Consider the following 12307-nt stretch of genomic DNA (forward strand, 5'->3'; position numbering starts at 1 on the left):
CTTATTATCAATACGTTAGGGATGATGTCATCAATGAAGATTCAAGTCGCACTGCTTGTCCTCGGCGGATCTCTCGCCGCCCTCACCGGCTGCACCGCCTCAAAATCATCGCCGGAGCGCCACGCGTACTATTTTGTCGCCCATCGTTCTGATTTTGTCGGCGGTAATTTTGCCGTAAATCGTCAGGAAAATTACCGCTTAAATCTGCCGACCTTCACCGGGATGTATAACCGCGGCAAACAGGACCGGACCGCCGGCGTCAGCGAAAGCGATGCCCGACGCAACGCCGATGCCATTAAGCAACAGGTCGCGAAGGGTACCCGGTCACAACACACCTTTACCGGTAATGCCAGCGATAGCTGGAATAATGACATGGAGAATAAGGACGCGGTGCTGTTCGGCAACGAGCTTTCCGCCGCCTATCTGGACGGGTATCTTGGCGTGAAATAAGCCATTGCGCGCCACCGACGTGGCGCACAACCTGCCGGCTATCGCCTGACGCTGACCCAGCGCTGCTGCCGATGGCTTTGCAAAATCGCCTCAACGATATACATCACATCCGCCCCTTCATAAAATGAGGCGAAACGCCGCTCGTCGGCGGCCGGCATCTTCCCGGCGCGTACCGCCTGATAGAAGCTCAACATCATATTCTTGAAAGCGTCCGGCCACCCCTCATTATGCCCGCCGGGGAAGTGGGCGCTGGCGGCGACGTCCGGCTGCATCAGGCTCGGATCATCGCTGAGCAGCTGATTTGGCTGCGCGCGCTGGCCAATCCACAGCCGCTGCGGAAGTTCCTGATCCCACGCCAGCGAACAGCGGCTGCCGTTAATTTCAACCGCCAGGCGGTTCTTTCTCCCGGCGCTGACCTGCGAAACGGTAAAACAGCCTTTGCTGCCGTCATCAAAGCGAAACAGCACGGACCCCATATCTTCCGTATCCACCTCGCGCACCTCAAAACGCTGAGATTCACCCGTCTGGCTGAAGGTGGACTCGCCGGAAACGGCCGCGTGGCGCGTCGGCCAGACGATAGAAAGATCCGCCATGACCTCGGTGATGCGCCTGCCGGTCATAAACTGCACCGTGTCGCACCAATGGGAGCCGATATCCGCCACCGCCCGCGAGGCGCCGCCCAGCGCCGATTCCACCCGCCAGTTGTAGTCACTTTGCTGCACCATCCAGTCCTGCAGATAGCTGCCGTGCGCCGAAAACAGCCGCCCGACCTGTCCGGCACGCATCATGCTGGCGGCCTGCTGGACCATCGCGAACTGGCGATAAACAAAGCTTACGCCGTGCACCACCCCCGCCTTCTCCGCCAGCGCGACCAGTTCGCGCGCCTCATACGGAAGCATGCACAGCGGTTTTTCCGAGAACAGATGCAGCCCGGCGCGCAGCGCCTGGCGGTTAATCTCCGCATGCAGGTGGTTCGGCGTGCAGTTATGTACCACCTGTAAGCCGGGATGTGCCAGCAGCGCCTCAACCTGACCATAAGCCTGCGCTACATTGAGCTGCCGCGCTTTTTGCTGCGCCTGCGCCAGATTGCTGTCGCACAGCGCCACCACCTCGATGTCGCCGACCCGGCGCAGCGCTTCAATATGCGCCGGACCAATAAATCCTGTCCCAATAATGCCGACCTGAATCATGCTTGCCCCTCGCGACCGCTGGCAAAATCATCAAACGCCCGTTCGGAGACGGGAATAATATGGCGGCGGATAAATTCGCTGCCCTCGCGCGCGCCGGCCTCCGCCTCCTTCAGGCAGCACTCCCACTCCAGCACCGCCCAGCCGTCAAAGTCGTATTCGGTCAGCTTGCTGAAAATGCTCTTGAAATCAATTTGCCCATCCCCGGGCGAGCGAAAGCGCCCCGCCCGCTGCAGCCAGGGCTGATATCCCCCGTATACCCCGCTGCGGCCGTCGCGACGAAACTCGGCATCTTTGACATGAAAGGCTTTGATCCGCGAATGGTAGATATCGATATACGCCAGGTAGTCCATCTGCTGGAGGTGCAAATGGCTGGGATCGTAGAGCATATTGCAGCGCGGATGGTTATCTACCCGCTGCAGAAAGCGTTCAAAGGTCACGCCATCGTGCAGGTCCTCACCCGGATGAATTTCATAGCAAAGGTCGATCCCCTGCTCATCGTAGAGATCGAGGAGCGGACGCCAGCGCCGCGCCAGTTCATCAAACGCCTCATCAATCCGTGACGGATTATGCGGCGGCCAGGGGTAAAACAGCGGCCACGCCAGCGATCCGGAAAATGTCGCGTGGGCCTGCAGGCCTAAGCGCGCCGATGCCACCGCCGCCTGGCGCACTTTTTCCACCGCCCACTGCTGGCGCGCCTGCGGATTTCCGCGCAGCGCGGCGGGAGCAAAGGCGTCGAACGCTTGGTCATAGGCCGGATGAACCGCCACCAGCTGCCCTTCCAGATGGGTTGAGAGCTCGCTGATGGTCAGGCCATGTTCCGCCAGCCGCCCGCGAATGTCGTCGCAGTAGGTCTGGCTCGTCGCCGCCCGTTCAACATCAAAAATAGCCGGATGATTACACGGGATCTGTAGCGCCTGATAGCCCAGTCCGGCGGCCCAGGCGGCGATCCCGTCCAGGGTGTTAAACGGCGCCTGGGCGCCGATAAACTGTGCCAGAAAAATCCCCGGTCCCTTCATCGTTTTCATACCCCCTCCTGATAGTTAGTGCTGTTCTTTCTCACGGTACTGGAAAGAGAAAAGGAAAATCAGCGCGATAACCGCCGCGGCCACCGCCGGGATCCACCAGAAGGTGACCCACGCCTGCGGCACGCTCTGCCCGGCCACCAGCTGGTTATACAGCGCGCCGGAAATTTGCGATCCCAGCAGCATCCCGATGCCGTAGGTGAACATGACGATCATGCTTTGCGCCTGGCCTTTGACCTTCTCCCCCGCCACGCGGTCGGTATAGATAAAGCCGACAACAAAAAAGAAGTCGTAGCACACGCCGTGCAGCAGGATGCCGAGATAGAGCAGGAAGCGCCCCTCTTCACTCACCCCAAGGGCAAAGAAGGCATAGCGCACAAACCACGCCGCCATCCCGACCAGCAGCATGTACTTGACCCCGAGGCGGCGAAACAGCAGCGGGATCACCAGCATAAACGCGATTTCCGACATCTGCCCAAATGACATCGCGGTGCTGACATCCGCCACGCCGGCATCCGCCAGATAGGAGGCGGTGTAGGCATAGTAGGTACCCAGCGGAATCGAGATCAGCGTGGCGCAGAGTGAGAAAATAAAGAAATGGCGCGTCTTGAGCAGCGCAAACGCATCGGCGCAGAGCAGGTCGCGAAACTTCAGCGGAATGCCTTTCGCCGCTGCCGGCGTATGTGGCAAAGTCAGGCTGTAGAGGGCCAGTAAGACCGAACACAGCGCCGCCAGATTAAAGATAGCCGTGGTATCGGAAATTCCGCTCACGCCAATACAAATCCCGGCAATAATCCAGCCGATGGTGCCAAAGACGCGGACCACCGGGAAGGTTTTATCGACATTATTCAGGCTGTGGAAAGCGATATTGTTGGTCAGCGCCAGCGTCGGCATATAGCACAGCGTATAGCCAAACAGCAGGCCGATAAGCAGCGCGCCATTGTGCGCGACCAGCGCCTGGGGAACGAACCACAGGATTGCGGCCCCCGCCAGATGCATCACCGCCATCACTTTCTGCGAAGCAAAGAAGCGATCGACCAGCATCCCCAGCACAAACGGCGATAAAATCGAGGCGATAGGCCCGGCAGAGAACGCATCGCCAATCAGCAGCGCCATATCGTAGCGCGTCATCACCAGCCCCAGGGTCACCGACCAGCTTCCCCAGATAAAGAACTGCATAAACATCATTAGCGCCAGGCGCGGCACCAGAAACCGGTGCTGTACGCCAACGCTTTCACGCCCTTCCGTCGTTGATACCATTTTGTCCGCCCTCAAAAAGTAATCGATTACAAAACGTCACCAGATGGAAAGTAATCGATTACAAAAAGAAGATCCTGCGCAAAATACGCTAAGCGCGAAGACGATCACAATAATAGGCAGATCGCCCCGGCGAACGCCGGGGCAAGGAGGCATTACGCCGGACGGCGCAGCAGCTTAAAGACCATAAACAGGAACAGGATCCATACCGGCAGCAGAATGGCCGACAGGCGCATGCCGTCGATGGTGCACATCAGCACCAGAATCAGCGCGAGGAAGGCAATACAGAGGTAGTTGCCGCCCGGCGCCAGCAGCGCTTTGAACTTCGGCTCCCGCCCTTTTCGGCGCTGGGCCGCGCGGAACTTGAGGTGCGCCATGCAGATCATTATCCAGTTCAGCAGCAGCGTTGCCACCACCAGCGCCATCAGCAGACCCAGCGCTTTCTGCGGCAGCAGATAGTTCAGCAGCACCACCAGCGAGGTAATGACCCCGGAGAGGATCAGTGAATTGACCGGCACGCCGCGTTTGCTGACGCGAGCCAGAAACTTCGGCGCATTGCCCTGGACCGACAGACCGAACAGCATGCGGCTGTTGGAGTAAACGCCGCTGTTGTAGACCGACAGCGATGCCACCAGAATGACGAAATTCAGCGCAGAAGCTACGACGTTACTGTCAAGATTATGAAAAATCATCACAAACGGACTGCTGTCGGACTTAATTTCCACCCACGGATAGAGCGCCAGCAGCACCACCAGCGAACCGATATAAAACAGCAGAATACGGTACACCACCTGGTTGACCGCTTTCGGAATGCTCTTTTGCGGATTTTGCGCTTCGGCGGCGGTAATACCAATCAGCTCCAGACCGCCGAAAGAGAACATAATCACCGCCAGGGACATCACCAGGCCATGCCAGCCGGTGGCGAAGAAACCACCGTGGCGCCACAGGTTATCAAATCCGGCTTTGCTGCCGCCGTGGCCGCCAAACAGCATCCACAGGCCAAAGCCAATCATGCCGATAATCGCCAGCACTTTAATTAAGGCAAACCAGAACTCCGCCTCGCCATACAGGCGAACGTTAACGAGGTTAACGGCATTGATGATGACAAAGAAGGCCGCCGCCCAGACCCAGGTCGGCACATCCGGAAGCCAGTACTGCATATAGATACCGGCGGCGGTGAGCTCAGCCATCCCCACCAGCACAAACATCACCCAGTAGTTCCAGCCGGAGAGAAAACCGGCAAACGGACCCCAGTATTTATATGCGAAGTGGGCAAAGGAGCCGGAGACGGGCTCTTCGACCACCATTTCGCCAAGCTGGCGCATGATCAGAAAAGCGACGATCCCGGCGACGGCATAGCCGATCAGGACCGCCGGGCCGGCCATCTGAATCGCCGGTCCGATACCGAGAAACAGGCCGGTACCGATAGCGCCGCCGAGGGCAATGAGCTGAATATGTCGGTTCTGTAAACCGCGATGAAGCGTCGGGCCGCTCTCCGCTGTGGCATCTGACTGCGTTGACGTGTCTTTCACGTCTTTCCCCTGTGAGTTTTTATGAAGGGGCACCTTTTAACACTTCTGCTCGCCCGACTTCAAGCTGCAGATGCGTTGATTGCGCGGCAATGGATGGTGACGGGCGGCGAAAAAGGGATAAACAGAAGGGGCGAGCGGCGTTGGCCCGCCCCGGATTTTACCATCAGAAATCGTAGCTCATCGATACCTTAACGGTACGAGGCTGCCCCTGGAACAGATAGGTGCCGGTATCATCAATACCTGACCAGTAGTTCTCATTGGTCACGTTATCCACCCCGGCACGCAGGACCATCTGGTTTTGATTCTGATTCAGCGCCAGACGGTAGCGTACGCCCAAATCGAGGGTCGTATAGCTGTCGAGCTTTTTGCTGTTCGCCGCGTCGGCATACTGTGAACCGGTGTGGTTCACCCGCGCGGTGGCCGTCAGCCCGTCAACCGGCTTGATGTCATACTCCGCACCTAACACCGCGTAGAAGCGAGAAACGCCGATGGCATCTTTACCCTCGTTGATACCCTGCGCCGTTTTGGTTTGCTTCGGATCCAGCCACTGCACGCTGCCGTTCAGGCGCAGGCCCAGCGTCGGCTCGCCGAAGACGTTCAGTTCGGCACCGCGGTTACGCTGCTCGCCATCCAGACCGTAGTAGCCGTTAGCATCGGAGATGGCGTTAGGCTTTTTAATTTCAAACAGCGCCAGCGACCCCCCCAGGGTGCCATAATCAATTTTCACCCCCACCTCATCCTGTTTTGAATGAGCGATCCCGGTACTCTGCCCGGCATTTGTCGCGGTATTCGGCGCCACGCTCCCCGGCTGCAGCGCCTCGGTGTGGTTGGCATACAGCGACAGCGTCTCCCACGGCTTGTAGACCAGACCGACCGTCGGCGTCCAGCGGCTCTGGGTATAGCGGGAAGAGGTATCTTCCAGACCGGTTTGATTACTGTAGTTACGCACCACCACTTTCTGATGACGCGCGGCGGCGGTAAGCAGAAGGCTGTTATCAAAGAAACCTAGCGTGTCGCTCAGCAGCCAACCCTGGGTACGGCTGCGTGAGGTGGTGAGCGGGTCGAAGTAGTTGCCGCCAAAATAAGCGTTATTCGGCATCGCCACATCATGGTTGTCATAGATATTGGTGGTCGGGTTTTTCGCCGACATACGCCACGCGGTGGCATCGGTTCTGACCTGGGCGGCATAGCCGACGTTGACCTGATGAGAGATAACACCGGTGTTGAAATTACCCCGCACACCGCCCATTCCGCTGATCGAGTCGATGATGCGGTTGGTATCCAGACGCCCGACGGTCGCATCGCCGTTCTCGTCAACCAGCTTCGGCGCGCTGTAGGTGCCGGTTTCATGCGAGTGCTGGCCGCCGAGGGCGCTGTACAGCGTCCAGCTGTTGGTCAGGTCATACTCGGCTTTGGCCATACCGAATTCGCTTTCGATATCGCTATAGCCCCACTTCTGGCTGTAGTTTTTGCTGTTATCCGGCAGCGCAGGAACAAAATCGATGCCGCTGATATTGATTCCCATCGTTCCGCCATGGAACGTCTTTTTCTGATAGCCGAAATCAAGAGAGGAGCGGAAACGGTCGCCGCGATAATCCAGCCCCAGCGACGCCAGCGTCGTGCGGCGCTTGTCATTATCAACCGCACCCTCACCTTCGTGGTGAACCAGGTTCACCCGGGCGCCAAACTGATTATCCTCGCCAAAGCGACGACCAAGGTCGAGGCTGCCGCCGACCTGAGAATCGGCGGTATAGTCCACGCCAACGCGGGTGGTCGGTATATCATCCGCACGTTTCGGTTCGAGGTTGATCATCCCGCCGACGCCGCTGCTGGCGACGCCATTGAGCAGACCGTTAGCCCCTTTGAAGACTTCAACGCGCTCCAGCATCTGGGTATCCATCACCTGACGCGGCACCACGCCCGCCAGACCGCCCATGGTCATATCATCGCCATCCAGCTTAAACCCGCGAATGCGATAGGTTTCGGCAAAGTTACCGTAGCCCTGCACCGCCTGAACGCCGGCGTCATTACTGACCACGTCGGCGATAGTTTGCGCCTGCTGATCCTGAATCAGTTTCGAGGTATAGCCGATAACGTTAAACGGCACGTCCATCGCTTTTTGTTCGCCAAGCATACCAATACGGCCGCCGTGGGCAATTTGTCCGTCAAGGAAGGCCGGTACCACCAGGTCGCCGCCGGCTTTAAAATCGCTGCCTTCGGTCGCCTGAACGAGCATAACCTCTTCGTTTTTGGGGCTATCCGCGGTGTTGTCTGCTGCCGCAGCGCTATGGGTAATGGCGCCAATGGTTAACGCCAGCAGCGTTTTGCGCAGCGGGAATGGGGAAGACGTGATGTGCATAATGAGTCCGTGATGAAGATAAATGAAACAAATGGCCCGCTGCCGGGCCAGAATTTTTTATTGCGCGTTCAGGTCGATGCGGACAACGCTGTCCGGACCTTTGGTGGAGTGATCTTTGTTGAACGGTTGTTTAACGGTCACAAACAGCGTCTGCCCCTCGGCATCGAGCAGCAGGCTGTTTGGATTCGCAGAGATATCCCACTGTTTTTTCAGCGCATAAGTGGTGCCATCGAGGCTGATAACCTTGCCGGATTCACGCTGGGAGATATAAATTTCATTGCGTTTCGGGTTGAACAGCACCGCCAAAGAGTCACCCACCTCCAGCTGCTTAATCACTTTGCCGCTGTGAATATCCAGCACCAGGGTGGTTTTCGCCTTCGAGTTATCGGTCACAAACAGGCGCCCGGTCTCGCTGTCTTCGGCGATGTTCAGCAGCAGAGCCGGTTTGTCGCCCAGCGGTTTCCAGCGCTGTTCAATCCGGTTGCTGCGCGGATTAATCACCAGGATCTCGCCGCTGCCGTTGGCGGCGTACAGGCGACCGGTTTGCGGAGAATAGTGCAGGCCAGTCATCCACTTGCCGGTATTTTTAATCCGCGTTTTCAGCTTCAGAGTGGTCGCGTCAACGACCCAGATTTGCGCCGGGTCGGCGACGGCGCCGACGTACAGGGTATTGCCCAACAGCAGGATCTGCCGCGCGCCGTAGGGCATCCCTTTCTCATTACGCTCGCTAAACAGCAGGCGTTTTTTGACCTTCCCGGTCGCGGTGTCGATGGCGCTGATGCCGCCGTCTAGCGAATGAGTAACGAACAGCGTTTTGCCGTCCGGCGTCATCTGTACGGCAAAGTTTTTCAGGTCGGTATGGCTCAGGCCGATGGTTTTCAGCGTTTTCGGGTCAAGCCTGTAGACAGCGCCGCCCTGCACATCTTTAAACCCTTCGGCGCTGGCCACGTACAACGCATCGCCCTGCGGGCTGAGCGCCATTTCGTACAGCCCCTCAGCCAGTTCACGTTTGAGCGGCTGTATGACGGTAACGGCGTTTTTCTCGGCGACCGGCGGGGTTACCCTCGTGGAAGGGGGGGTGGCGCAGCCGCTTAAGACGGCAGAAATGACCAGAGCTAATACCGGGATGGTGTATTTCATCATTGAAATCCTTAACAAAATCAATAAACCGGTGGTAGCTCTGCGCCGATATTATGTTGTTCCGGCATAGCAAGTCTGAACCCCACCCTACGCCTTCGCTGTTTCCTTGTGAGCGACTCACTGGCGCAGGTTAGTCCATTCTTAGCCTGCAAACAAAAAGAAGAATGAGAACTATACTCATTATCTTGTAGCGTGCAAGTCTAATCACGACCGACCCGCGCAAAAGCGATAATCGGCTGAAAACAAGGCATTCTTATGTGGGGGAGCGGCTCTCACGAGCGGGGGGAGAGAACAACAGACCCCGCGCGCTGACCGTGCGGGGTAAGGGGAAGAAGCGGGCCGCCGCCTGCCAATCGCACGGCCCGATATACGCTCACCGCAGAACAATAGCGGCCGGTGACGGCAGATTAATAGCGCACCATCACCGATTTTAGTTCGGTGTAATCATCGATAAAGGCGCTGCCGAACTCGCGGCCAATCCCCGACCCTTTCATGCCGCCAAACGGCACCGCCGGGTCGAGGAATGTGTGCATATTCACCCAGACAATTCCGGCGTTAATCGCGTCGGAATAGCGCAGCGCCTTGCGGATATTCTCCGACCAGACGCTGGCGGCCAGGCCAAACGGCGAAGCGTTAATGCGGGACAGCGCCTCCTCTTCGCTTTGGTAGCCAATAAAACTGCATACCGGACCGAAGGTCTCTTCCTGCATCAGCGTGCTGTTTTCGCTCCGGACCTTCACCGCCGTCGGTAAGACAAAATAGCCGTCGCCGGGCAGCGCTTCGCCGCCGCAGACAATGGTGTCGCCCTCTTCCCGCGCTTTCTCAATCAGCTGCAGCACCTTCTCAAACTGCGCCCGATTGGCCAGCGGCCCCATCAGCGTCTGCTCATCCAGCGGTGAGCCGGGGCGCAGCGCAGACAGGCGCTGCTTCAGTATTTCCAGCACCGCATCCAGCTTGCCCTGCGGCAGATAAAAACGCTCGGCGGCGGCGCAAATTTGCCCCTGATTCAGGTAGCCCGCTTCAATAATGCCGTCCGTCATCGCCTCGGGGGTGAGATCGTCGAGAAACAGCGCGGCGTTTTTGCCCCCCAGTTCGAGGGTGACGCGTTTTCCGGCGCCGGTCGCCGCCTGCTGGACTTTCTCGCCGGTCGCCACCGAACCGGTGAAGCTGACCTTCGCGCAGGCCGGGTGGGCAATCAAGCGCTGGGCGATTTCACCGCCCGCGCCGTTCACCACGTTAATCACCCCGTCCGGGATCCCCGCCTCTTTCGCCAGCTCATCAACCCGCAGCAGCGTCAGCGGCGTATACTCGCTCGGCTTAATCACGATGGTACAGCCGCACACCAGCGCCGCCGCCAGCTTCCAGATGGCGATCATTATCGAAAAGTTCCACGGCACGATCCCAACCACCACGCCAACCGGCTGACGACGGGTAAAGGCCGTGTACTGCTCTCCCGCCATCGACGGGAGCGAGACATCCAGCGTTTCGCCGGTGACCTTGCCCGCCCAGCCGGCAAAGTAGCGCAGGAACGCCACCGACTGATCCAGCTCAAGCATTCGCGCCAGGCCGATGGTTTTCCCGGAGCACAGGCTCTCCAGCTGCGCCAGCTCCTCACGGTGGCTGGCCAGAAGATCGGCCAGCCTGAGCAGCAGCGTGCCGCGCTGCAGTGTCGGCATCGCGCGCCAGGAGTCAAACGCCTGGCTGGCGCTGGCCATCGCCAAATCCGCCTGCCCGACATCCGCCGCCGTCACTTCGGCAATCGCTTTGCCGGTGGCGGGGTTTATCACCGCCAGCGTCGGTCCGTTGCCGGGCACAGCCTCTCCGGCAATAAACTGCCCGTGCGGTTGGCGTAAAAAAGCTGCTACTTCAGCAAGTAAGGTCACGTCGCTCATCGGTGGCATCCGTTTTTTCAGGAAATGTTCCTCATCACATCACGCCGGAAACAGGCTGCCTATCGTTCTAAAGAACGTCATTCTTTCGGACGATATTCAGCGCCCCGCCGCCGTGCTGTGATGGGGGTCTTAGCCAGGCGAGACAGACAGGGTAACGCTATGAATATCAAAATCGATGCGCTGAACTACTACGGCGCCACCAAAAAATATCAGCTGCATTTTCCGGCGCTGCAGGATGATATTGCCGCCGACGTGGTGATCATCGGCGGCGGCTTTTCCGGTATCAACACTGCGCTGGAACTGGCCGAACAGGGCATCACCAACGTGGTCGTACTCGAAGCCCGTCATTTAGGCTACGGCGGCACCGGTCGCAACGGCGGCCAGGTCATGGCCGGCATTGGTCACGATATCGAAGCGGTGAAAAAACACGTGGGCAAAGAGGGGCTGGAGACGCTGTTTAAAATCTCGAACCTTGGCGCAGGCATCATTCGCGAACGGATTAAGAAATACAATATCGATGCCGACTTTGTTCCGGGCTACGGTTATCTGGCCTATAACCAGCGTCAGTTGAAGACCCTGCGCCAGTGGGAAAAAGAGTTTAAGGCCGCCACTCCGGATGAGGATATCGCGCTCTATACCGGCAGCGATGTGCAGCAAATTGTCGGCTCCGACGTCTACTGCGGCGCGCTCAAGCATATGGGCGGCGGGCAGATCCACTCCCTGAATATGCTGCTGGGCTCGGCAAAAGCGGCGCATTCATTAGGGGTGAAAATTTTCGAATCCTCTCCGGTCGTTGAGGTGAATTATGGCAAAGAGGTGAGGGTTCGCACGGCGATGGGCAGCGTGAAGGCGGCTAAACTGCTGTGGGCCTGCGACAGCTTCCTCAATAATCTGGAGCCGGAGATCTATAACAAGACGCTGGTCACCTACTCTTATCAGGTCTCAACGGAACCCCTTTCCGATGAGCTGATCGAACGCATCAGCCCGCTGCGCGGCGCCTTCAGCGATATTCGCCCGGTCATCAACTACTACCGTATTACGCGGGAAAACCGCCTGCTGTTCGGCAGCGCCACGCGCTACCTTGAATATACGCCGAACGATTTTGCCGCCTGGAATCGTACGCTGCTGGCGGAAGTGTTCCCCTATCTTAAGGATGTCAAAATCGACTTCGCCTGGGGCGGCCCGATGGCCTGTAGCGCGAACCTGTTCCCGCAAATCGGCACTCTGCGCGACCACAATAACGTTTTCTACGTTCAGGGTTATTCCGGGTTTGGCGTCACCCCCTCGCATATCGTGTGCAAAATTCTCGCCGAAGGAATTAACGGCGGCTCAGATCGTTACCGCCTGATGAGCAGTATTCCTCACGCAACAATCCACGGTCGTGACAGCCTGCGTCTGCTGCTGGTCAGCGCCGGAAAACTCATGCATCAAACCGCCGGTTACTGGAAAGGCCGGAGTTAACCAG

9 protein-coding genes are annotated in these 12307 nt (G+C 58.2%); 2 read left to right on the top strand and 7 right to left on the bottom strand.

What is annotated here, in order from left to right; all coding sequences use genetic code 11:
• Positions 1–33: 33 nt before the first annotated feature.
• A complete protein-coding gene (locus AC007G_RS02425; protein ID WP_032689043.1) occupies positions 34–450 on the top strand; it encodes an Exc2 family lipoprotein in 417 nt (138 codons plus the stop codon).
• 38 nt (positions 451–488) lie between these two features.
• Here AC007G_RS02425 and AC007G_RS02430 read toward each other — a convergent pair whose 3' ends face one another.
• The 7 genes from AC007G_RS02430 to AC007G_RS02460 all read right to left on the bottom strand — a co-directional run bounded on the left by AC007G_RS02430 (position 489) and on the right by AC007G_RS02460 (position 10851).
• Complete coding sequence (locus tag AC007G_RS02430; RefSeq protein ID WP_142630204.1) at positions 489–1640, bottom strand: Gfo/Idh/MocA family protein; 1152 nt, start codon at positions 1638–1640, stop codon at positions 489–491.
• Positions 1637–2665, bottom strand: coding sequence for a sugar phosphate isomerase/epimerase family protein (locus AC007G_RS02435; RefSeq protein ID WP_032689045.1), 1029 nt, complete (start codon positions 2663–2665; stop codon positions 1637–1639). Before AC007G_RS02435 ends, AC007G_RS02430 begins: the two co-directional genes overlap by 4 nt.
• 15 nt (positions 2666–2680) lie before the next feature.
• Positions 2681–3922 (bottom strand): MFS transporter, encoded by a 1242-nt coding sequence (locus AC007G_RS02440; protein ID WP_032696461.1) that lies wholly within the window; start codon positions 3920–3922, stop codon positions 2681–2683.
• A gap of 152 nt (positions 3923–4074) precedes the next feature.
• Positions 4075–5451: a phenylalanine transporter gene (pheP, locus tag AC007G_RS02445; protein WP_142630206.1), complete on the bottom strand. Its 1377-nt coding sequence runs from the start codon at positions 5449–5451 to the stop codon at positions 4075–4077.
• A 163-nt stretch (positions 5452–5614) separates the two neighbouring features.
• The gene (locus tag AC007G_RS02450) at positions 5615–7810 is read right to left on the bottom strand and encodes a TonB-dependent receptor (protein ID WP_142630207.1); all 2196 of its coding nucleotides are present in this window, start codon (positions 7808–7810) and stop codon (positions 5615–5617) included.
• A gap of 57 nt (positions 7811–7867) precedes the next feature.
• On the bottom strand, positions 7868–8950 hold the full coding sequence (locus AC007G_RS02455; RefSeq protein WP_475698036.1) for a YncE family protein: 1083 nt from the start codon (positions 8948–8950) through the stop codon (positions 7868–7870).
• Positions 8951–9357: 407 nt separating this feature from the next.
• Complete coding sequence (locus AC007G_RS02460; protein WP_479466531.1) at positions 9358–10851, bottom strand: aldehyde dehydrogenase family protein; 1494 nt, start codon at positions 10849–10851, stop codon at positions 9358–9360.
• Positions 10852–11001: 150 nt separating this feature from the next.
• On the opposite strand from AC007G_RS02460, the gene AC007G_RS02465 reads away from it, so the two are divergent.
• The gene (locus tag AC007G_RS02465) at positions 11002–12303 is read left to right on the top strand and encodes an NAD(P)/FAD-dependent oxidoreductase (protein ID WP_032689053.1); all 1302 of its coding nucleotides are present in this window, start codon (positions 11002–11004) and stop codon (positions 12301–12303) included.
• Positions 12304–12307: the final 4 nt, after the last annotated feature.

Source organism: Klebsiella sp. CSG-1 (assembly GCF_056521145.1).

What these genes read in the sequence shown, in the direction of transcription:
- AC007G_RS02450 (WP_142630207.1), bottom strand. Translation starts at nt 7,810, where the DNA reads ATGCACATCACGTCTTCCCCATTCCCGCTGCGCAAAACGCTGCTGGCG.
- AC007G_RS02430 (WP_142630204.1), bottom strand. Translation starts at nt 1,640, where the DNA reads ATGATTCAGGTCGGCATTATTGGGACAGGATTTATTGGTCCGGCGCAT.
- AC007G_RS02455 (WP_475698036.1), bottom strand. Translation starts at nt 8,950, where the DNA reads ATGAAATACACCATCCCGGTATTAGCTCTGGTCATTTCTGCCGTCTTA.
- AC007G_RS02440 (WP_032696461.1), bottom strand. Translation starts at nt 3,922, where the DNA reads ATGGTATCAACGACGGAAGGGCGTGAAAGCGTTGGCGTACAGCACCGG.
- AC007G_RS02425 (WP_032689043.1), top strand. Translation starts at nt 34, where the DNA reads ATGAAGATTCAAGTCGCACTGCTTGTCCTCGGCGGATCTCTCGCCGCC.
- AC007G_RS02460 (WP_479466531.1), bottom strand. Translation starts at nt 10,851, where the DNA reads ATGCCACCGATGAGCGACGTGACCTTACTTGCTGAAGTAGCAGCTTTT.
- AC007G_RS02435 (WP_032689045.1), bottom strand. Translation starts at nt 2,665, where the DNA reads ATGAAAACGATGAAGGGACCGGGGATTTTTCTGGCACAGTTTATCGGC.
- AC007G_RS02465 (WP_032689053.1), top strand. Translation starts at nt 11,002, where the DNA reads ATGAATATCAAAATCGATGCGCTGAACTACTACGGCGCCACCAAAAAA.